This window comes from Streptomyces alboniger (genome assembly GCF_008704395.1).
Lineage (GTDB): Bacteria > Actinomycetota > Actinomycetes > Streptomycetales > Streptomycetaceae > Streptomyces > Streptomyces alboniger.
Genome location: NZ_CP023695.1, coordinates 330082 through 351275, shown reverse-complemented (window position 1 = coordinate 351275; position 21194 = coordinate 330082). Strand labels below are relative to the sequence as shown.

Here is a 21194-nt window from a genome sequence, read left to right as displayed (position 1 = left end):
AGAGCGAGGCGTGGAAACATTCCGCCGGAAGCGGGAGCAGACACGGAAGATCGGCGTCCATTCCGGATGGGATAAGTCGTGCAATCCGAGCTGCGCGACGCGGAGAAGTCGGCCTGGGCTCGGGACGAAGGAAAACCTTAGCACCTAATAAGGGCAGGTAGCTGCCCTGCTGTTGCATTTTCGCGCCGTCCGTCGGCGCATTTGACATTCACCCTTGATATGTGGACACGCGGGAGGGGATGGAATTCAGTAAGCCGTTTGCATTCCGGCCGAAAGTGTGAGCAAAGAATGGGGGAGGTAGGGCTTGGATGGGTCCACAGATTTCCCCGAAACGCAAATTGGCGGGCCCTGGCGATGGCTGTGTTCGCCGAGGCGGCGCGCGGCCTGGTCGCCGGCTCACCGCGTCCGCGTCGCGTCCCCCGCCCGCTTGTCGTCCACGTCCGGGGGCGGGGGAGTACCGCCCCCGTTCCGCTTCTCGTCGCCGTGGCCCGGCCACCACGCCGCGTGTCCGATCAGTGCTGTCAGCGCGGGGGTGAAGACCGTCGCCATGATGAACGCGGCGATGACGATGCCGAAGGAGAGCGAGAAACCCATCTGGGAGAGCGTCGAGTTCCCCGCCAGCATCAGGGTCGCGAACGTGCCGGCGAGGATCACGCCCGCCGAGCCGATGGTCGGACCCGAGTGCCGCACCGCCGTGCCCGCGGCGTCGTGCGGTGCGCGCCCTTCACGGGCCTCCTCGCGAAGGCGCGACACCATGAGGATGTTGTAGTCCGTGCCGAGCGCGACCACGAACAAGTACATGATGACCGGCAGCATGAACATCAACCCCGGCTGGTTGCCCAGCTGTTGGAAGATGAGGGAGGTCGCGCCGAGCGTCGCGCCGAAGCCGAGGGCGACGGACAGCATCAGGTACCACGGCGCCACCAGCGAGCGCAGCAGCAGCCCGAGGATCACCATGATGGCGATCGCCGCCACCGGGAAGACCACCGAATAGTCGCGGTCCACCGCCTTGTTGATGTCGACGTACACCGCCGTCATGCCGCCGACCAGCGCCCGCGAGCCGTCCGGCGCGGCCTCGTGGGCGGCGGGCCGCAGCCGGTCCTTGACGGTGGACAGGGCCCTGTCGGACGCCGGCGGGTCCGAGAGCACCACCGAGTACGAGGCCGTCGTACGGTCCGGGCTCAGCCGCGGCGCCGCCACCTCGCCCACGCCCCGGACGTCGGCGAGCCGCTCGCGGAAGGCGGCGGCCTGCCGCTCGGTGACCGGCCCGTCGTCCGACGAGGAGAGGTAGACGGACGTCGGATCGGTGGTGCCCGCGGGGAACCCCCTTTCGAGGTTCGCCATGGCGACCATGGACTCCTTGTCCTTGGGCAGCGAGGACCCGGCGAGGTCGAAGTTGGCCTTGTAGCCGAGCGCGCCGAGCGTCAGGGCGCCCATGAACACGGCCGAGACGATCGCCCACACCGCGGGCCTGCGCGCGATGGACGTGCCGAGCCGGGCGAAGCCGGTGCCGTGCGGCTCCCGCTGCCAGGACTTCGACGGCCAGAACACCCTCGTGCCGAGGAGCGACACCACGGCCGGTACGAGCGTGAGGCCGGCCAGCAGTGTCACGAACACCGCGATGGCGAGCGCCGGACCCATCGAGCGCAGCATGCCTAGCGAGGAGAGCGTGAGCGCCGCGAAGGCGACGATGACGGCGCCCGCCGCCGACGTGATGGCCTCGCCGACCCGCTCGACGGCGTGCACCATGCCGTTCTTGGGATCCTCGCCCGCCCGCAGCGCCTCCCGGTAGCGGAAGAGCAGGAACAGGATGTAGTCCGTGCCGACACCGAACAGGACGACGGTCAGCAGTTCCTGGATGGAGGAGTCCGCCTTCATGTCGAACGCCTTGTTGGCGGAGGCGATCAACCCGGTCGCCATCGGCGAGATCAGGCCGATCAGGACGACGGGCAGCAGCGCGATGATGGGGCTGCGGAAGATGACCAGGAGCAACGCGATGATGATCACGATCGTGCCGACCCCGACGAGGAGGCCCGCCCGCTCCGAGGCGTCGCTCTCGTCGAGCGCCTGAGCCGCGGAACCGGTGATTCCGGCCGACAGGTCAGTGCCCTTCAACTCCGGCCCCAGATCGGACCGTAGCCGTTCCACCGCGTCCTGCTGCGAGGTGTCCTCGGGGTTGGTGATCTTCGGCATCGCGACGACCGACGTCTGCACGAGCTTGTTGGGCGAGACCTCGCCGGGCACGACGGCCTGTACGTCCGGGATCCTCTTCGCCTGGAGATCCTTGGAGATCCGGCCGACGTCGGCGGAGTCGGCGGCCGTCAGCTTCTCACCGTCGGAACGCTCGAAGACGATGATGGCGCCGATGTTCCGCTGCTTCGGGAAGTCCTTCTCCTGCACATCGGCGGCGCGAATGGACTCGTAGTGGTCGGGAAGGAAGCTCGCCTCGTCGCTGCTGGAGGTGAGTTTCGGGGCCAGTGAGATCACCGCGCCGGCCACCACCACCCACGCCAGGATGATCCACCAGGGGCGCCGAACCACGAATCGGCCCAGACCAGAGAACATCGGCTACTGCCTCTCCTCGCCCCCGAGGCATCACAGTCGTGTTCCGCCCAGCATCGGACGGACCGGGCGGCCCCGCCACTCGAACCACCGGATTCCGGTCACTCGTGGCGCGGCGGGGCCGCTCGATCGGTGTGGCGGGGCAGCCCTGGGGCCGTCAGAAGTTGATCATGTGGCCGGCCAGGCCGTGCACCGCTTCCTTGACGGCCTCGCCCAGCGTCGGGTGGGCGTGGACATTGCGCGCCACCTCGTGGACGGTGAGGTCCCACTGCTGGGCCAGGGTGAGTTCGGGAAGCAGCTCGGTCACGTCGGGGCCGATCAGGTGGGCACCGATGATCTCGCCGTACTGGGCATCACTGATGATCTTGACGAAGCCGACGGTGTCGCCGAGGCCGTGCGCCTTGCCGTTGGCCTGGAACGGGAACTTCGCGACCTTGACGTCGAAGCCCTTCTCCTTGGCCTGCGCCTCCGTCCAGCCGAAGCTCGCGATCTGCGGCTGCGAGTAGGTGGCGCGCGGGATCATCGGGTAGTCGAGTTCCATCGTCTCGGCGTCCGCGAGGGTCTCCGCGGCGACCACGCCCATGGCCTCGGCGGTGTGCGCCAGCATCAGCTTCGCCGTGACGTCACCGATGGCGTAGATGTGCGGGACGTTCGTGCGGCAGCGGCCGTCGACGTCGATCGCGCCACGCTCGGTGAGCGCCACGCCCGTCGCCTCCAGGCCGAATCCGGTGACGTTCGGCGCGAAACCGATGGCCTGAAGGACCTTGTCCGCCTCCAGCGTCTGCTGCTTGCCGTCCTTGCCCGTGACGGTCACCTTCACCTGCTCGCCCGACTCGTCGATCGACTCCACGCGGGTCGAGGTCAGCACGTCGATGCCGAGCTTGCGGTACTGCTTCGCCAGCTCCTTGGACACCTCCGCGTCCTCCAGCGGCGCGACGCGGTCCAGGAACTCGACGATCGTGACCTTCACACCGTAGTTGTGCAGGACGTAGGCGAACTCGATGCCGATGGCACCCGCGCCCGCGATCACGATGGACTCCGGCAGCGAGTCGGCGAGGATCTGCTCCTCGTACGTGACCACGCGCTCGCTGCGGCTGGTGCCGGGCAGCAGCCGGGGCGTGGCGCCGGTCGCGATGATGCAGTTCTCGAAGCCGATCGTGGCGGTGGTGCCGTCGGACTTCGCCACCTGAAGGGTGTTCGCGTCCAGGAACGTGCCCCGGCCGTCGAACTCCGTGATGCCGTTCTTCTTCATCAGGAAGTGGACGCCCTTGACGCGGCCGTCCGCGACCGTGCGGCTGCGGCTGAACGCCTCGCCGTAGTCGAAGGACACCTGTCCGTCGACCTTGATGCCGTACGTCTTCTGCTCGTGCGTGAAGAGATGGGCCAGCTCGGCGTTGCGCAGCAGCGCCTTCGTCGGGATGCAGCCCACGTTGAGGCAGACACCGCCCCAGTACTTCTCCTCGACGACCGCTACTCGCTTGCCCAACTGGGCGGCGCGAATGGCGGCCACATAGCCGCCGGGTCCTGCTCCGAGCACGACGACGTCGAAGCGGTCTTCCATGGGGAGGTCCTCTCTGGGGGAACGAATCCGGTGGTGCGGATGGCTCTCTGCCACGATCATGCGCCATGGGCGGACCCGTGCGGTGACCGGGTGGCACACGCCACTGCCGTTCGCGGGCTCGCACAAGGCCCCGCCGCGGTGCGCGGCCGGCTCTTGACCAGGTGATCAAGGGGCTCCTAGCCTCACGGATATCCGAATGCCGCGCGCTGGGTCTGCCGAGGTCCTGCTGATGACGAACCCGCCCACCCCGCCCGCCGCGTCAGAGGGGGCCCTCGCCGGTCTCAAGGTGCTGGACCTGTCCCGGGTCCTGGCCGGCCCCTACTGCGCGCAGATGCTCGCCGACCACGGCGCCGACGTCATCAAGGTCGAACCCCCTGCCGGTGACGAGACCCGGGGCTGGGGGCCGCCGTTCGTCGCGCCGGACACCTCCGCGTACTACCAGAACCTCAACCGCGCCAAGAGGAACATCGTCGTCGACCTGTCCGTGCCCGAAGGGCGCGACATCCTCGACACCCTCCTGGGCGACACCGACGTCCTCGTCGAGAACTTCAATGCGGGCACCCTCGCCAAGTGGGGCTACGCCGACGAGGAACTGCGCCGCCGCTTCCCCGCCCTCATCCACTGCCGCGTCACCGGCTTCGGGACCGACGGCCCGCTCGGCGGGCAGCCCGGCTACGACGCCGTACTCCAGGCGTACGGCGGCCTGATGAGCGTCAACGGCGAGCCGGACGGACCGCCGCTGCGCGTGGGCGTCCCGGTCGTCGACCAGGTCACCGGCATCCTCGCCTTCTCCGGCATCCTGCTCGCCCTGCACGAACGCCACCGTTCGGGCCTCGGCCAGCTCGTCGACTGCACGCTTCTGGACACCGCGGTCAGTCTGCTCCATCCGCACTCGGCCTCGTGGCTCGCGAGCGGCATCGTGCCGCGGCGCACCGGCTCCGCGCACCCCAGCATCGCCCCCTACGACTCCTTCACCGCCGCCGACGGGCCGCTCTTCATCGCGGTCGGCAACGACCGGCAGTTCGGTGCGCTCACCGAGGTGCTCGCGGTCCCCGGGCTCGCGGACGACCCCCGTTTCCGCACCAACCAGGACCGCGTACGCCATCAACGGGAGCTGCGCGCCGCCCTGGAGGAGGCCATCGCGGAGCGGCCGCGCGCCGACTTGGCCGCCCAGCTCACCGCGCGCGGCGTCCCGGCCTCCCCGGTGCACGACGTGGCCGAGGCGCTGACCTCGCCCCAGGTGCGCCACCGCGGCCTGGTCATCGACACCGGTGACTACCGCGGCCTCGCCTCGCCCGTCTCCCTGTCCCGCACCCCGGCGCGCGTGCGGCCCGAGGTACGGGGCGCCGGGGCGGACACGCGGGATGTGCTGGACGCGGCGGGGTACGACGGGGAGGCCGTCGCGAAGGCGGTCGAGGACGGTGCCGTGCGGGCCGCTGATCCGTCCTGAGCCCTGAGGGCGGGCTGGGTGGCCGGATGGTTGTCAGTGGCGGCTGCGAGGGTGACCGCCATGAGACCACTTCGCCTGAACGACATCGAGACGGCCGTGCGCGGCAGTTGGGGCGCGGACACCTGCCCGCCCGACTCGACGACACCGTGGCCCGAGGACAATCCCGCCCGTGACCAGTGCGGTGTCACCGCGCTCGTCCTCAACGACCTGTTGGGCGGCGACCTCATGCTCGGCGAGGTCCACGTCGAGGGTGTGCGGGTCGACTACCACTGGTGGAACCGCCTCGGCGCGGGCCTCGAGATCGACCTCACCCGCGAGCAGTTCGCACCGCACGAGAGAGTGACCGAGGGCGTCGTCACCGCGAGGCCACCGGAGATACGCCGGTGCCGGGAGGAGTACGAGCTGCTGCGCGCCCGCGTGTTGAAGCGGCTCGACGAGTTGGCTCACGGCCGGTCCTGAGACCGGTGGGAGCGAACACTACGGCCCCCGGTGTCGAAGGACACCGGGGGCCGCCCCGCGTCCCAGCAGCCTTCCCCCACGAAAGGTCACCGGGACTCCCCTGAGTGTGGATCAGGGTTCAGATCTCGTCAGAAGTTCAATACGGCACCCTCCCCCAGGCCAGCCTTCATCATGCACCGGTTGGAGAAGGTGGCGGACCAGCCGACGCGCTTGCCGTTCCAGACGCCGTTGGCGGTCACCGTGACAGGCCGCCACTCCTTGGTGCAGATGATGTCGGACGTGTTGTTGTTCACGAGGCTGGCGAACTCGCCGTCGACCCTCGTGAGTTCGGCACACGCGGCGGCCGGGGACGGGTGGCTTCCCGCGGGCCGCGGCGCGCAGATCAGCGTCACGGCGCGCTCGACCGCCGCGGAGTTGGCGTCCTCGCCCTGGCCGACCGTGAGCACCAGGGCAGATGGCGCGTAGAGGCTCTGCGGCCCGGGGGCCTCGGCCTGCGCGGTGCCTGGTGTCGCGGCGAGGACGCAGGCCGCCGCCGAGGCGGCTGCTCCCGCGATCCTGAGGGTGCGACGCATGGTGGACTCTCCTTCGCTCGATGCGGTTTGTGACTGCGGTGGGGAGTCTTGCCGGTGCGGAGAGTGAGTGCCAAACGGATGGTCGATTTCCGGATGTGTCCGTCCGGTGGGCGGTTCCCGTACGGGCGTTCGGGCAGCTCAGGAGCGGTGGACCGGTCACGCGAGGGCTGTCCAGCATATGGACGAGCGGCATTGGTATAAACGCTAACTACGCTCTGACCTGCGCAAACGAGAATTTGGTTCTTCCTTCGACCACCTGCATCGACCGGAAATCATCGCTGAGTCGGGGTTAAAACGGGCCCTGCACGCGAAGGCTCGGGCGAGTCGACTCAACTCCGCGAGAAGGCAAGCACCGCCGCCAGGTTCATCGGCTGGCGCGTCGAGACGTAGATGTACGGCGCGCCCCCGTAGGAGTTCCTCAACTCGATGCGCAGCGCGGTGGGGACGTAGGAGCGCAGGAGCAGCATCGCGTACGGATTCGCCCTGACCGTGCGCCACTCGAAGGCCTCCCGCTCGTCGAGGATCTCGGTCACGCCGAGCGCCTCGATCGGGATGGTCCGCTTCCCCGCGACGAGGAAGCCCGGCGTCACGAGGATGCGCACCCTGCCGTGCGCGTGCACGATCGCCGCGGCCACCGCCATGCCGAGCGTTGCCACGGTCGCCGCGACGACCGGACCGAAGGGAATGGCCCCGACGGCGAGTCCGGCTCCGCCCAGCGCCACCAGGGCCCACCAGGAGCGGGGCACGCTCAGCCGCTCTTCGTAGATGTGCATGACCGAATCCTGGCAGGAGCGCCCGTCGGCCCGCACGGAGGGTTCCCGCCCGTGCGCGCCGGGAGGCAACGCGAAGCCCCCTGTTGTCGTCCTCGAAGAAGCAAGAGGGGCACATGAGTTCGTTTATGTGTCCTGTGACGAGTCATCAGGAGGAGGACCACTTTGAGACGTGTCTCAAGAGTGGCGACCACGGCGCTCGCGATACTCGCGCTCGCGGCCGTGTCCCCAGGAGCCGCACACGCGTTGCCGTCCGCCGACGCCCCGCCACCCGTGTCGCCCGCCCCGCCCGGAGGCGGCCAGGATCTCCCCGAGGGCTGGAGCCTGGCGGGCGAGGGCGGCGGCAAGGAGCTGGTCTGGGCCTCACCGGAACCGGTCCCCATGGGAGACGCCCGCGTCGAGTTCTACTCCGGGGACAGACTCCTCGGCAGGCCCGACGCCGCGCGGGACCGCCGCTCGTTCCGGCTGCCGCTCAACGGCGCGCGCCTCGGAGCGGCGAAGAAGCTGCGGGTAGTGGCCGGCGGGCGACGCCTGGACGAGGCCGGATCCGGCGCCGTGCCGAGCACCCCGCGCCCCGCGGCCCCCATGGCCCTCCCTCCCGCCAACGACGTCGACCCCGGCAAAGCGGGCAGCTACCGCACCGTCAGTGGCGCGTACACCCTCAAGTCGGCGCGGCTGCCCGGCTTCCCGGAGCCCGTGGAGATGCGGGCCCACGTGGTCGGCCCCGCCGACGCGCCGGGCAAGCGCCCGCTCGCCCTGTTCCTGCACGGCCGTCACTACACCTGTTACGGCGGGGGCGAGGACGCGGAGCGCGGCGAATGGCCCTGCAAGGCCGGCACGAAGCCGGTGCCGAGCCAGGACGGCTACAAGCGGGCCCAGAAGCTGCTCGCGTCCCAGGGATACGTCACCGTGTCCATAGCCGCCAACGGCATCAACGGCCAGGACCACCTCGCCGAGGACGGCGGCGCGCAGGCCCGCTCCTCGCTGGTGCGGCTGCACCTCGCCCACTGGGCGGACTGGGCCGAGCAGCGGGACACCGCTCCGAAGGCGGTCCGCGAGATCGCGCCCGCGGACCTGGACCGGGTGCTCCTGGTCGGCCACTCCCGCGGCGGTGAGGGCGTCAACAGGGCCGCACTCGACAGCCTCTACGCGCCCCCCGCCGACCAGGACGGCTACCGCGGTCCGGTGCGCTGGAAGATACGCGGCAACGTCCTGATAGGCCCGACCATCTTCGGACAGAACCCGGTCCCCGACGTGCCGTCCGCGACGATCCTGCCCGGCTGCGACGGAGACGTGTCCGACCTCCAGGGCGAGATCTACGTCGACGGGACGCGCCGCGTCAGCGGCGGCACCGCTCTGCACAGCGCGCTCTACATGGTCGGCGCCAACCACAACTTCTTCAACAGTGAGTGGACTCCCGGCCAGGCGAAGGCGCCCGCGGACGACGACTTCCGGTCCGAGGAGTCCGACCCCGTGTGCTCGCCGGACAAGAAGACCCGCCTGACCGCCGAGCAGCAGCAGGCCGCGGGCGCCACGTACATCGCCGCGGCGGCCCGGCTGTTCGTCGCGGGCGACGACCGGGCGCGCCCCCTCCTCGACGGTTCCGACCGCCGTGCGCCCTCGGCGGATCCCGCCCGCGTACTGAGCCACGCCGTCGGCGCGCGCCGCACCGAGGCCTTCCTGCCGGACGCCTCGACCACGGTCAGGGGCGGACGGCTGTGCGCCCAGGTCGATCCGGACAACGCGGCCCGCGCCTGTCTGCCGCCCGACGCCAAGGGAGCCTCACCGCACTTCGCCGGCTGGGAGACCTCGCCGGAACCCGGCCGTGACGCGGTGGCGATGCGCTGGACGCGGGCGGGTGCCCCGCTGCGGGTGAGCCCCGCGCGTCCGGTGTCCCTCGCCGGCGCCAAGGACGTGGCGCTGCGGGTGATCGTGCCGCCCAACACCACCGGCACCCGGTTCGACATCGCGCTCGTCGACACCGCGGGCCACCGCGTCAAGCTCGGCGGCGCCCGCGTCGACGGGCTGCCGGGCAGCGGCCGGACCGCCTCCTACTGGGGCCGCGAGGTCCGCGTGCCGCTGACCGCGCAGGCCAGGGAGAAGCTGGACCTCAAGCGGGTGAAGACACTGGAACTCACCCCGCGCAGCCGCTCGGGGGAGGCCTGGCTCATGGACGCCTGGGGCTGGCGCCCCGGCACGCCCGCGGTCAAGCCGGCCTCCCTGCCCCGTGTGGACATCGGCCGGCTGACCGTCGACGAGGGCGACTCCGGGACCCGTATCTACCGCGTGCCGGTGCACGTCTCGGGCGAGGGCAGCGGCAAGGTACGGCTCTTCGTGCCGAAGCCGGGCTCGGACGAGGTCACGCACCGCGTGGTGACGGTCCGCCCCGGCGCCCACGACATCGACGTGCCGGTCGAGGTGCGGGGTGACACCCGCTACGGCTACGACGTGGCACACGACGCGTTCGTCAAGGCGGTGCGCGGCGCCGTGGTCGGCTCCCACCACGGGGGCGTGACGGCACGCAACGACGACCCGCTGCCCAGGATCACCCTGAAGCCCGTCGCCGACCGGGTCACCGAGGGCAAGCCGCTGAAGTGGCGGATGACGCTCGCGGAGCTCGTCGACGTGGACATCATGGCCGGACTCACCTTCCTGCCGGTCCACCGCGGCGCCGAGCTGTCCACGCTCGACGTGGACCCCCGCTGGGTGAAGGACGAGGTCGGCCAGGAGCCGCGCCCGGGGCGGGCGCTCTCCAGGATGTCGGACGGCGAGTCGCTGTTCCTCACCGTGCCCGCGGGCAAGAAGAGCGTGGAAGTGTACGTGCCCACCATCAAGGACAACGTGCGCGAACCGGACGAGTCCCTGAAGGCACAGCTGTTCCCGTACGACCACAACTGGGAGCCGCAGGACGGTGGTCCGGTGGTCACCGGCACGGTCCGGAACGCCCGGTAGCGCGAAGGGCGGCCGGCCCGGCGTGCGATTCAGCCGGGCCGACCGCCCTCTCCGTACACAGGCCCGTAGGCCCATAGACCCGCAGGCCCCCAGACCCGCCGGCTCCCCCCGGCTCCGTCCACTCCTGCATCCGGCCATCCGTGGCCGGATGCGTAAGGTTCATCCATGCCCCCACTCTCGACTGCCCCTGAACTCCAGCTCCTTGGCCCCGAGCACGCGCCCGCGCTGCTCGCCTTCGAGGAGGCCAACCGCGCCTACTTCGCCGCGTCCGTCCCCGACCGCGGCGACGACTACTTCCGTGACTTCGCGGCACGCCACAGCGCCCTGCTCGCAGAACAGGCCGAGGGTGTCTGCTTCTTCCACGTCCTGGTGGACGACGCGGGCGAGGTGCTCGGGCGGGTCAACCTCCTCGACGTGGCGGACGGCAGCGCCGAACTCGGCTACCGCATAGCCGAGCGCGCCACCGGTCAGGGCCTGGCCACCCGGGCCGTCCGGCAGGCCTGCGACCTCGCCGTCACCGCGTACGGGCTCACCGAACTGCGCGCCTCCACGACGCTCGACAACCCGGGCTCACGAGCCGTGCTCGCCCGCACCGGCTTCGTACCCACCGGGGAGATCCGGCTCGACGGCCGCCCCGGCACCAGCTACGTGCTGTCGCTCTGACAGCGCGGGTCCCGCGGCCCCGGCCCCCGGTCAGTCCGTGCGGGGCCGGGACTCGTGCAGTCGTGTGTGGTACCAGCCCTCGGACTCGTGCCCCGCGGGATCCTCACCGGCCAGGATCACCTGCCGCACGGCGTCCCGCCGCTCCTCGGGGCTGGTGAAGAGCCGCTGCGGATACGTCCGCGAGGTGTCCGTGACGGTGTCAAGGCCGTGCTCGGCCAACGTGGCCGCGATGCGCCCGTACGGCACGGTCCGCAGCGCGAACGCGCTCACCCACACCGGCGTGCGCGCGCAGTCGAGCAGCGCGCCGAAGGTGCGGTGGGAGATGTAGCCGATACCCCCGGTGACGATGATCAGCCCGGCACGGGCGACCGCGCCGCGCAGCCCCGGGCTGGGCGGGTGCCTCTCCAGGTTCTCCGCATACGCCTCGTCGAGCAGGCCCGCGTCGAGCGCGTAGCGGGTGGCGTTCGCCGCGGTGTCGAGCCCGATGACGGGCGTGGCGTCCGGGCGCCGCCGCGAGGCGTAGAACTCCTTGTCGCACTCGATGAGTTCGTGCGGGCTCAGCGCGGCGGTCTCGGCCGAGGTGTAGTGCGCGTACAGGTCGGCGAGCGTGAGGTCGTGGTTGAGCAGCGCCGCGTTGATGCCGTACGAGCAGCACACGTCGAGGACCGTCACCGGGCCCGTACTGCCGGGCAGCTGGGAGCGCAGCTCACGCGTGCGGCGGAAGACGCCCTGGGCGTGCTGCGGGATCTCGTACGCGTAGGGCTCAAGGGTGCGGAAGTAGGCGCGCGGGTCGGGCCGGTCGTAGATGTCGTCGAACCGGGTCTTGCCCGATGCGGTCCTTGTCCTGTGCCGGTCTGTGGCCATGGGGCACCTCCGGGAGTGAGGGACGGGTCTGGGGCTGACGTGCACCTCTACCCGAACCGTGCCGCCCCCCGGTAGACCTCCTGGCGGTAACCGGCCATGGCGCGACCCGGCCGCGCCACCTCCGGGCCGCCTTCCTGACTAACCTGGAGCCGATGTTCACCTCCCAGGGTCCCACGCTGCGCGAGCTGGCCGTTCAGGCGCTCTCGTCCACCGAGCACGGTTACGACCTGCTCGCCCCGAAGTTCGACCACACGCCGTTCCGTACGCCTGGCCGGTTCCTGACGGCGACGGCGACGGCCCTGCGGCCCCTCGGGCCCTTCGACGCGGGACTGGACGTGTGCTGCGGGACCGGCGCCGGCGTGGAGACGCTGCTGCCGCTGTGCCGTGAGCGGGTCACCGGCGTGGACTTCAGCGCGGGGATGCTGGCCGCCGCCGCGGACACGGTGGGCAGGCTCGGCGGGGAAGGGCCGAGCGGAGGGCGGGACCGGCACGGACCCGTGGTCGACTGGGTGCGGGCCGACGCCCGTGCCCTGCCGTTCAGCGAGGGCTTCGACCTGGCCGTCAGCTTCGGCGCGTTCGGTCACTTCCTGCCCGCCGAGCGCCCCGCCCTGCTCGAGGGCGTCCACCGGGCGCTGCGCCCCGGCGGCGTCTTCGCGTTCCCGATCGGCGCCCCGCAGCCCGTCACCTCCCCGTGGCACTGGGCGCTGCTCGGCTTCGACGCGATGATGCGGGTGCGGAACCTGCTGTGGCGGCCGCGCTTCGTCATGTACTACCGCACCTTCGCGCTGGGCGGGGTGCGCGCGGACCTGGCCGGTGCCGGGTTCGACGTGCGGCTGCTGCCCCTGGAGGAGTTCGGCAGGCGCCCCGACGGCAGCCCCCGCTGGCGCCTGGCGGTGGCCCGCAAGGCGTGAGGGTGCGCAGGGGAGGGCGCAGGGGGACGTAGGCCGCACGACTGTACGTGGGCGACCACGAGCACTTCACGCTCCGCCTCACGGGCTCAGATTCCGCGTCACCGCGCCGCGGGGCCCATCGCGAGCGACGCCCCGAGGAACACCGCCCCGAGCACCGGCCAGCCCGGCACCGCGGCCACCGTGTGCCGATCCGCCCCCGTGCCGTGAACCGCGCCGCGCCGCGGCCTACTCCGTGCCGTCGGCCGCCGCGTGCAGCGCCGCCACGTCGAGCTTCTTCATGCCGAGCATCGCCTGCATGGCGCGCCGGGCACGCTCCGGGTCCGGGTCGCTCAGCAACTCGGGGAGCGCGCTGGGCACGACCTGCCAGGACAGGCCGTACCTGTCCTTGAGCCACCCGCAGGGCCCTTCCTCGCCGCCCTCGGAGAGCTTGGCCCAGTAGTAGTCGACCTCCTCCTGGTCGGCGCAGTCGACGGAGAAGGAGACGGCCTCGTCGAAGGTGAAGTCGGGGCCGCCGTTGATCGCCGTGAAGTGTGCGCCGTCCAGCACGAAGTCCACGGTCAGTACGGTGCCGGCCGGGCGCGGGGCGCCTTCTCCGTAGTACGAGACGTCCTTGATCTCGGAGTTCGGGAAGACCGAGACGTAGAACTCCGCGGCCTGTTCGCCCTGGGTGTCGAACCAGAGGTTGGGTGTGATCGTGGGCATGGCGTTCTCCTGTCGCGTCCGCGGAGGTCCTGTCCGTCCGCGCGCCGGGCTCAGCTCTCTCTATGGGGACCGTCGCACCGCCCGGAACTCATCGCCACACGGTCACCGGATTCCGCGCACGCTCGGCTCCCTCTCCAGGCGGATGCCGAAGTGCCGCTCGTACGCCGCGAGGACCTCCGCCTCCGTGGCCGGCTCGGTGACCTGACGCTCGCCGTCGACGGTGGAGGTGAGGGTGCGGCCGCTGAGGGTGACCCGGCCCTCGCCCGTGACGATCGAACAGACCAGGGAGCGGGTGAAGTGGGAGTCCGGCGAGGTCCGGTGGTACCAGGCGCCGGCCGTGAAGTCGGCCAGCGCACGCGGGCGCCGGTCGAGCAGATACTGCGGCGTGCCGTCCTTGACGACCTCCAGATCCCCCTCCGCCCTGTCCACCAGGCGGAACGTGCCGCCGGGGTCGGCCTGCACGCCCCGCTCACCGAACACGAGCGGCAGCTGGCTGTGGGCGCCGAAGCCGACGTCCGCGAGCCACTCCCCGCCGTCCCGCGTGCGCACGCGCAGGGCCAGGTGGTCGAAGGGGATGCCGAGCCGCCCCTCGTCGTCGTACACCCGCCCCTGGAGCAGCGTGACATCGAAGCCGAGGGCCGTGAGGAGGGCGGCGAAGGCGCCGTTGAGTTCGTAGCAGAAGCCGCCGCGGCGCGCCTGGACGATCTTCGCCACCAGGGCCTCGTCGGTCAGCTCGATCTCCTCGCCGAGGTGGATCGAGAGGTTCTCGAAGGGCACGCTGCGCAGATGTGCCAGATGCAGCTCGCGCAGGGCCTCGGAGGTGGGCGCCGCGGGGCGCGCGACGCCGATGCGCCGCAGGTAGGCGTCGGTCTGTTCGATGTTCATGGGGCCAGTGTGGTGGGGCGTTCCCGCCCGGTCCACGGACCCACGTCGCCGCCCGTACTGGACGTCGGACCTAGGACTTGGGGACGAACACGCCCTGCCCTGCGGCCGACGCGTCAATTCCCGTATGACGTACACCAGTACGTGGGTATAGTCACCGACGACGCACGCGCCCCGCGAGGCGCGGTACGACGCGAGAGCCAGGAGGTGAGCCCGATGACCACGCAGCACCCCGCCCGGGCCCTCCTGACCGCGACCCGCGTCTGACGCCTCTCTGCCCAAGCACCGGCAGGGGCTGCAGACGCCACCGCCCAGGAGCGCCCGCCCACCGCGATCGCGTACTCCTGAGCGAAGGAACCGAAACACCCGTGAACACCAGCTCTGTGCGAGCCCCTGCCCGCGACTTCCGCGTGCTCGTCCCCGACGACGTCCTGGACGACCTGCGCACACGCCTGCGGCGCACCCTCTACACCACGGCCACCGACCCGACGTACTGGGCCGCGGGCACCGACCCCGACTACCTGCGCGACCTCGTCACCTACTGGGCGGACGGCTTCGACTGGCGAGCCGCCGAGACCGCGCTCAACGCCTTCCCGCACCGCATCGCCGAAGTCGCGGGCGCACCCGTCCACTTCGTTCACCTGCGCGCACCGCGCCCCTATGGCGCCCCCGCGCCGCTGCCGCTGATCCTCAGTCACGGCTGGCCGAGCAGCTACGTCGAGATGCTGGGCCTGGCCCGGCGGCTCGCCGACCCGGGCGCGCACGGCGGCGACCCCGCCGACGCCTTCGACGTGGTCGTGCCCTCGCTGCCCGGCTTCCTCCACTCCGGGGCGCCGAAGGGGCCGTTCACCCGCGAGGGTGTCGCCGGCATCTGGCACACCCTGATGACCGAGACGCTCGGTTACCGGCGCTTCGGCGCCTTCGGCGGTGACATCGGGGGAGGGGTGACGCAGTGGCTCGGCGCCCGCTTCCCCGGCGAGGTCGCGGGGGTGCACATCACCTCCGCGGTGGTCTCCGCCGACTTCGACACGGACCCGCCCACCGCCGAGGAGCAGGCCTACCTCGACCACCTCGCCGCGTACGACGCCGACGACCAGGGCTACAGCGAGATCATGTGCACCCGGCCCGACACGCTCGCCGCCGCGCTGCGGGACTCCCCGGCGGGCCTGCTCGCCTGGATCATCGACAAGTACCGCGACTGGAGCGACTGCGACGGCGACCTCGCGTCCCGCTGGGACAAGGACACCCTGCTGACCGTCGCCACCCTCTACTGGGCCACCGGCTGCATCGGCTCGTCCTTCCGGCAGTACTACGACTACGTACGCCACAACAGGCCGGTGCCGCCCATCACCGTCCCCGGCGCCGTCACCCTCAGCCATGAACCGGCCTTCGCGCACTACCCGAAGAGCCTCGCCGAACGCGTCTTCACCGATCTGCGGCACTGGAGCACGCCGGGCAACGGAGGGCACTTCATGGCACACGAGGAGCCCGAACAGGTCACGCGCGAACTGCGCGCGTTCTTCCGCCCGTTGAGAGCCGAGGGGTGACCGTGCCCGCACTAGGGGCAAATCGGGGCATTGTGAGAGCGCGGCGTAAAGGGGAGCCGAAAGTTCCGCGCCAATGGCGACGAAACCGTTGACACGTGACTGCACCCTGTGAACGAGACAGCGTGATCGGGCCTCCTCCCAGGGGATGACACCGCACCGGGCGCAGTACACCGACCGTGGGCCGATAGTCCGGCTCGCAGTCGGACTCCTGACCCGTCAACGGCAGTGAGTATGGAGAGGAATCCTGCTGGACCCCCTGACGTGCGCGGATCGCGCCGTCGGGGGGCCATTCCGTGTCTGCCCAACCCGACGGGGGTCCCTTTCGCCGTGGCTACGTTCCTGTACAAACTAGGCCGCCTCGCCTTCCGGCGACGCCGTTATGTGGCGCTGCTCTGGGTGGCGCTCCTCGTAGGTGCGGGCGTCGCTGCGTCGACCGCTCCCGCCCCGCCCGAAGACTCCTTCTCCATGCCGGGGACCGAGTCGCAGAAGGCCTTCGACCTCCTCGAGAAGCGCTTCCCCGACGCCAGCGCCGACGGCGCGAGCGCCCGCGTCGTCATACGTGCCCCCAAGGGCGAGAAGATCACCTCCGCCGAATCCAAGGCCGAGGTCGGGAAGATGGTCGCGGCCATCGGCAAGGGCTCCCAGGTCGCGGGCGTCGACGACCCGTACAAGGCCAAGACCGTCAGCAAGGACGGCACCACCGCGTACACCTCGGTGACGTACAAGGTGGCCGCCCCCGAACTCACGGACAAGTCGCGTGAAGCCCTCACCAAGGCCACCGACGAGACCCGTGACGCCGGCATGACCGTCGAGACCGGCGGCGACGCGGTCATGGCCGAGCAGGAGATGGGCGGCAGCGCCGAACTCATCGGCATCGCGATCTCCGCGGTCGTCCTGATCCTCACCTTCGGCTCGCTGGTCGCCGCGGGCATGCCGCTCCTCACCGCGATCATCGGCGTCGGCATCGGCATCTCGAGCATCGCCGCCCTCGGCAGCGTGCTCGACCTCTCCGGTACGACCTCCACTCTCGCGATGATGATCGGCCTCGCCGTCGGCATCGACTACGCCCTCTTCATCGTCTCCCGCTACCGAGCGGAGATAGCCGAGGGCCGCACCCCGGAGGACGCGGCGGGCCGGGCCACCGGAACCGCGGGCTCCGCCGTGGTGTTCGCCGGCCTCACCGTCGTCGTCGCCCTCTCCGGCCTCGCGGTCGTCAACATCCCGATCCTCACCAAGATGGGCCTGGCCGCGGCCGGCACCGTCGTGGTCGCCGTCCTGATCGCACTCACCATGATCCCCGCGCTGCTCGGCTTCGCGGGCCGCAAGGTGCTGCGCCGCAAGGACCGCAAGAAGTCCCTGAGCGAGCTCCAGGACTCGAACGCCAAGGCGAAGCTCGGCACCCGCTGGGCGCGCTTCGTGCTGCGCCGCCCGCTCGCCGTCCTGCTCGTCGCGGTCGTCGGCCTCGGCGCCGTGGCGGTCCCGGCCGCCAGCCTCGAACTGGGCCTGCCCGACGAGGGCACGTCGGCGCCGGACAGCACCCAGCGCAAGGCGTACGACATGCTGTCCGAGTCCTTCGGCGCGGGCTTCAACGGCCCGCTGATGGTCACCGTCAGCAAGGACTCCGGGGTGGCGGACGCCGCCAAGACCGTCCGCGAGAAGCTCGCCAAGGTCGACGGGGTCGTCGCCGTGACGCCTCCCACGCCCAACAAGGCCGACAACACCGCGATCCTGAACGTCGTCCCGAAGACCGGCCCGAGCGACCACAAGACCGAGGAACTGGTCAAGTCGATCCGCTCCAGCGCCGATGAGATCGGGCCCGACACCGGCTCCGAGGTCCTCGTCACCGGCCAGACCGCGATGACCATCGACTTCTCGCAGACCCTGGACGACGCGCTCCTGCCCTACCTGGGCCTGGTCGTCGGCCTGGCGTTCCTCCTGCTGATGCTGGTCTTCCGCTCGATCCTGGTCCCGCTCAAGGCCGCGCTCGGCTTCCTGCTCTCGGTGGCCGCCGCGCTCGGCGCCGTCGTCGCCGTCTTCCAGTGGGGCTGGCTCGCGGACCTGGTGGGCGTCGACCAGCCCGGCCCGATCATGAGCATGATGCCGATCTTCATGATCGGCGTGGTCTTCGGTCTCGCGATGGACTACGAGGTCTTCCTCGTGACCCGGATGCGCGAGGCGTACGTCCACGGGGCGCGCCCCGGCGAGTCTGTCGTGACCGGCTTCACCCACGGCGGCCGGGTCGTGGCCGCGGCCGCGGTCATCATGATCAGCGTCTTCTCCGGCTTCATCATGGAGAACGACGACATGATCAAGATGATGGGCTTCGGTCTGGCCGTCGCCGTCCTCTTCGACGCCTTCGTCGTCCGCATGGCGATCGTCCCCGCGGTGCTCGCGCTGCTCGGCAAGTCCGCCTGGTGGCTGCCGCGCTGGCTCGACAAGGCGCTGCCGAACGTGGACGTGGAGGGCGAGAAGCTGCACAAGGCCCTCGGCGACACGGCCACGCCCGAGGCGGAGACCGACCGGGAGCTTCAGCCCCTCGGCAGGTGACACCGTCGTGCTCGCTGAGCGGGCCGGCCGGAGCACTCCCCTCGGGGAGAGCCCCGGCCGGCCCGCTCGGTCGTTCCGGCCGGTCGTGCTGCCCGGCTGCCGCCCGGTCCCCGCGCCGCCGTCAGGAATCCCGCTGTGCCGCGTCGTAGGAGGCGCGGGCGGCGGCGATGTCGGGCCGGTGACCGATCGACCAGTCGGCGAGGGCCTTGACGAGGTGCGTGAGGCTGTGGCCCAGCTCGGTCAGCTCGTACTCGACCTGGGGCGGGACCGTCGGATACACCGTGCGCTTCACCAGCCCGTCACGCTCCAGGCGGCGCACGGTGACGGTGAGCATCCGTTGCGAGATGTCGCCGCGGATCCTGCGCTGCAACTCCTTGAACCGCAGGACCCCCGAGGCGAGTTCGACCACCACGTACACGGACCACTTGTCGCCGAGCCGGTCCAGGACGTCCCTGACCCCGCACTCGTCCTGGGACGTCTCACAGCTGATCACCGGGTCCGCGACCGCGGGTGTGGTTACCGCGGTGTGCCCTGCTGACATTCAAGTGCCTCCTTACGCGGCGTGATCATCGCCGCTGATGATGGTTCCGGGGCCGCTGCTCGACGGCCCGTGAAGAGGAACCACTCACAACGGGGGAACCATCCCATGCTCATGATCACCGGTGCCACGGGCGCCCTCGGCAAGCTCGTCACCGCCCGCCTCGCCGACCGCGACGACGTCGTCCTCGGCACGCGCGAGCCGGCCCCCGGCGAGCGCCGCGTCGACTTCGACGACCCGGCGTCGCTGGACTTCACCGGCGTCGACACCCTCCTGGTGATCTCCGCGGGCGCCGCCGAGGACGACATCGTCATCGCCCGCCACGACGCCGCGATATCCGCCGCCGAGAAGGCGGGCGTGCGCCACCTCGTCTACACCAGCCTCAGCGGCGACGGCGACCACCTCACGTACGCGCTGGCCCATCGCTGGACCGAACGCAGGCTGCGGGCCTCCTCGCTGAAGTGGACGGTGCTGCGCAACGGCCTGTACGCGGAGTTCCTCGCCGCGATCGCGGCGCCGGGCCCCGACGGGACGATCGCCGCCCCGCTGGGCACCGGCCGCCTCGCGGCGGTGGCCCGCGAGGACCTGGCGGAGGTCGCCGTCAGGGTCGCGACGGCACCGGCCGCACACGAGGGCCGCACCTACGAGCTGGTCGGCGAGCACGCCATCGGCGGCGCCGATCTCGCGGCCGCGCTGGACGGCTCGTACGAACCGGACTCGCTCGCCGCGACCCGCGCCGCCCTGATCGGGGCGGGCCAGGCGCTGTCCTTCCAGGTACCGATGCTGATGAGTACGTACTCGGCGGTCACCGCCGGCTTCCTGGACGGCACGGCCATCGCACGCAACGACCTTCGCACCCTGCTCGGCCGTGCGCCGCGCCCGGCGATCGAGGCCTACGTGCGCGCGGTGCGGGGCTGAGCCGTGCCGGCAAGATGCGGTGTCAGGACGAGGTTGGGGCCCCCGGGCTGCATGCCGTCCTCGTCGCCGAGCAGGTGCACCGCGTCGGCCACGAGGTGGCGGCCGACCGGCGGTTTCCTCACGGGTGGGCCTGCTGGGGCTCCGCCACACCGGCCGCCTTCTCGCGGAGTACGTGGGGTGCTTCGATGTCCACCCGAGTCCACGCGGCCACGACCTGCTCACCGAAGCCTGGCTCACTGCCCTGCCCCACGCCCCGGCGCGGCCGACGGGAAGCCGACGGTCCGCCCCGCTGGTTCCGCCATGTGCCGCACACGGCAGGACGAACCCACCTGCCCGGCGGAGAGTGACAGACATGCGTGTCCGCCCCGCACCCCGCTTCCCCCCGCCGCCCGCGCACCGCGTGCCGGGCGCGGTGCGTGCGGTGCTGTGCTGGCTGCCGGGCACGGTCGCCTGCGGGCTCCTGCTGGCGTGCGCGGCGGGCATCGACCCCGCCGTGCCCGACGCGAGGAGCGGTGAGGGCTGGGCGTACGCGCCGACAGTCGTCGCCGGGCGCCGTTCCCTCATGCCCGCCGCCGCGGTGCCGACGCGCCGCGGCTCCACGGCGTTCCGGGCGGCGCGACCGCGCATCGTGCCGCGCGAGGCCTGGCTGACGCCGAACGCCCCCACGCCGCCGCCCGCGCGCTACGCGAACCGGGTCGAGGCCCTCTTCGTCCACCACACCGACTCCCCGAACAGATACGACTGCGCCGACGCGCCCCGCATCATCCGCGCCCTGCACGCGGGCCAGGCGGGCGCCAGGAAGTGGGACGACATCGGCTACAACTTCCTCGTGGACCGCTGCGGCACGCTGTACGAGGGGCGCGCGGGCGGCACCGAGCGGCCCGTCGTCGGCGCGCACACGCAAGGGTTCAACCACCGCTCAGCGGGCGTCGCCGCGATCGGCACCTTCACCGCGGGCACGCCGGTGCCGAAGGCCATGACCGACGCCATCGCGGCCCTGGCCGCCTGGAAGCTCGGCCTCTCTGGCATCGATCCGCGCGGCGCCGCCCTGCTGGTCTCCAGCAACAACCTGAGCAGGTTCCCCACCGGCACCGCCGCGGTCCTGCCCACGGTCGCAGCCCACAAGGACGGCTACCACACCCACTGCCCGGGCGCCGCGCTCACCGCCGAACTGCCCGCGATCCGGGAGGCGGCCGCCCGCCTGCAACACCGCTAGCTCTCAGCGACGGTCCGCGTAGGCGATCCAGACCTGACCGGGGGCGAACGGCATCCGCGCGCCGTCGGCGAGCGTGAACG

18 protein-coding genes are annotated in these 21194 nt (G+C 71.3%); 9 read left to right on the top strand and 9 right to left on the bottom strand.

What is annotated here, in order from left to right:
• Positions 1-396: 396 nt before the first annotated feature.
• Together CP975_RS01515 and lpdA are read right to left on the bottom strand one after the other, a co-directional pair.
• Complete coding sequence (locus CP975_RS01515) at positions 397-2565, bottom strand: MMPL family transporter (protein WP_055530248.1); 2169 nt, start codon at positions 2563-2565, stop codon at positions 397-399.
• Positions 2566-2719: 154 nt separating this feature from the next.
• The gene (gene lpdA, locus CP975_RS01510; RefSeq protein ID WP_055530246.1) at positions 2720-4123 is read right to left on the bottom strand and encodes a dihydrolipoyl dehydrogenase; all 1404 of its coding nucleotides are present in this window, start codon (positions 4121-4123) and stop codon (positions 2720-2722) included.
• A gap of 229 nt (positions 4124-4352) precedes the next feature.
• Between lpdA and CP975_RS01505 the strand changes: the two genes are divergently transcribed.
• Both CP975_RS01505 and CP975_RS01500 read left to right on the top strand, forming a co-directional pair.
• Positions 4353-5573 carry a CaiB/BaiF CoA transferase family protein gene (locus tag CP975_RS01505; RefSeq protein ID WP_055530243.1) on the top strand — a complete coding sequence of 407 codons (1221 nt, stop codon included), beginning with the start codon at positions 4353-4355 and terminating at the stop codon, positions 5571-5573.
• A gap of 60 nt (positions 5574-5633) precedes the next feature.
• Complete coding sequence (locus CP975_RS01500) at positions 5634-6032, top strand: YunG family protein (protein ID WP_055530241.1); 399 nt, start codon at positions 5634-5636, stop codon at positions 6030-6032.
• Positions 6033-6160: 128 nt separating this feature from the next.
• Here the strand turns inward: CP975_RS01500 and CP975_RS01495 are convergent, their stop codons facing one another.
• Complete coding sequence (locus CP975_RS01495) at positions 6161-6604, bottom strand: subtilase-type protease inhibitor (RefSeq protein ID WP_055530239.1); 444 nt, start codon at positions 6602-6604, stop codon at positions 6161-6163.
• Between the two features lie 329 nt (positions 6605-6933).
• Entirely contained in the window at positions 6934-7377 is a 444-nt protein-coding gene (locus CP975_RS01490) for a DUF3093 domain-containing protein (RefSeq protein WP_055530237.1), read from the bottom strand.
• 162 nt (positions 7378-7539) lie between these two features.
• Between CP975_RS01490 and CP975_RS01485 the strand changes: the two genes are divergently transcribed.
• The gene (locus CP975_RS01485; protein ID WP_055530235.1) at positions 7540-10326 is read left to right on the top strand and encodes an alpha/beta hydrolase family protein; all 2787 of its coding nucleotides are present in this window, start codon (positions 7540-7542) and stop codon (positions 10324-10326) included.
• Positions 10327-10491: 165 nt separating this feature from the next.
• Entirely contained in the window at positions 10492-10989 is a 498-nt protein-coding gene (locus tag CP975_RS01480) for a GNAT family N-acetyltransferase (RefSeq protein WP_055530233.1), read from the top strand.
• 30 nt (positions 10990-11019) lie between these two features.
• On the opposite strand, the gene CP975_RS01475 is transcribed toward CP975_RS01480, so the two are convergent.
• Positions 11020-11853 carry a hypothetical protein gene (locus CP975_RS01475; protein ID WP_055530231.1) on the bottom strand — a complete coding sequence of 278 codons (834 nt, stop codon included), beginning with the start codon at positions 11851-11853 and terminating at the stop codon, positions 11020-11022.
• 152 nt (positions 11854-12005) lie between these two features.
• Here CP975_RS01475 and CP975_RS01470 point away from each other — a divergent pair, with 152 nt between their 5' ends.
• Positions 12006-12764, top strand: coding sequence for a class I SAM-dependent methyltransferase (locus tag CP975_RS01470; protein ID WP_055530229.1), 759 nt, complete (start codon positions 12006-12008; stop codon positions 12762-12764).
• A gap of 225 nt (positions 12765-12989) precedes the next feature.
• Here the strand turns inward: CP975_RS01470 and CP975_RS01465 are convergent, their stop codons facing one another.
• Positions 12990-13466: a VOC family protein gene (locus CP975_RS01465; protein ID WP_055530227.1), complete on the bottom strand. Its 477-nt coding sequence runs from the start codon at positions 13464-13466 to the stop codon at positions 12990-12992.
• A gap of 102 nt (positions 13467-13568) precedes the next feature.
• Positions 13569-14351: an arylamine N-acetyltransferase family protein gene (locus CP975_RS01460; protein WP_055530225.1), complete on the bottom strand. Its 783-nt coding sequence runs from the start codon at positions 14349-14351 to the stop codon at positions 13569-13571.
• A gap of 365 nt (positions 14352-14716) precedes the next feature.
• On the opposite strand from CP975_RS01460, the gene CP975_RS01455 reads away from it, so the two are divergent.
• Both CP975_RS01455 and CP975_RS01450 read left to right on the top strand, forming a co-directional pair.
• Positions 14717-15895 carry an epoxide hydrolase family protein gene (locus CP975_RS01455; protein WP_246201370.1) on the top strand — a complete coding sequence of 393 codons (1179 nt, stop codon included), beginning with the start codon at positions 14717-14719 and terminating at the stop codon, positions 15893-15895.
• Between the two features lie 327 nt (positions 15896-16222).
• Positions 16223-18442, top strand: a complete 2220-nt coding sequence (locus tag CP975_RS01450) for an MMPL family transporter (protein WP_055530224.1) — start codon at positions 16223-16225, stop codon at positions 18440-18442.
• 121 nt (positions 18443-18563) lie between these two features.
• On the opposite strand, the gene CP975_RS01445 is transcribed toward CP975_RS01450, so the two are convergent.
• Entirely contained in the window at positions 18564-18983 is a 420-nt protein-coding gene (locus CP975_RS01445) for a winged helix-turn-helix transcriptional regulator (RefSeq protein ID WP_055530222.1), read from the bottom strand.
• Between the two features lie 105 nt (positions 18984-19088).
• Between CP975_RS01445 and CP975_RS01440 the strand changes: the two genes are divergently transcribed.
• On the top strand, positions 19089-19898 hold the full coding sequence (locus tag CP975_RS01440; protein WP_055530221.1) for an NAD(P)H-binding protein: 810 nt from the start codon (positions 19089-19091) through the stop codon (positions 19896-19898).
• Here CP975_RS01440 and CP975_RS34900 read toward each other — a convergent pair.
• The gene (locus CP975_RS34900; protein ID WP_167532658.1) at positions 19874-20020 is read right to left on the bottom strand and encodes a hypothetical protein; all 147 of its coding nucleotides are present in this window, start codon (positions 20018-20020) and stop codon (positions 19874-19876) included. The genes CP975_RS01440 and CP975_RS34900 overlap by 25 nt on opposite strands.
• Before the next feature lie 230 nt (positions 20021-20250).
• On the opposite strand from CP975_RS34900, the gene CP975_RS01435 reads away from it, so the two are divergent.
• On the top strand, positions 20251-21114 hold the full coding sequence (locus CP975_RS01435) for a peptidoglycan recognition protein family protein (protein WP_150476494.1): 864 nt from the start codon (positions 20251-20253) through the stop codon (positions 21112-21114).
• Positions 21115-21194 lie beyond the last annotated feature (80 nt).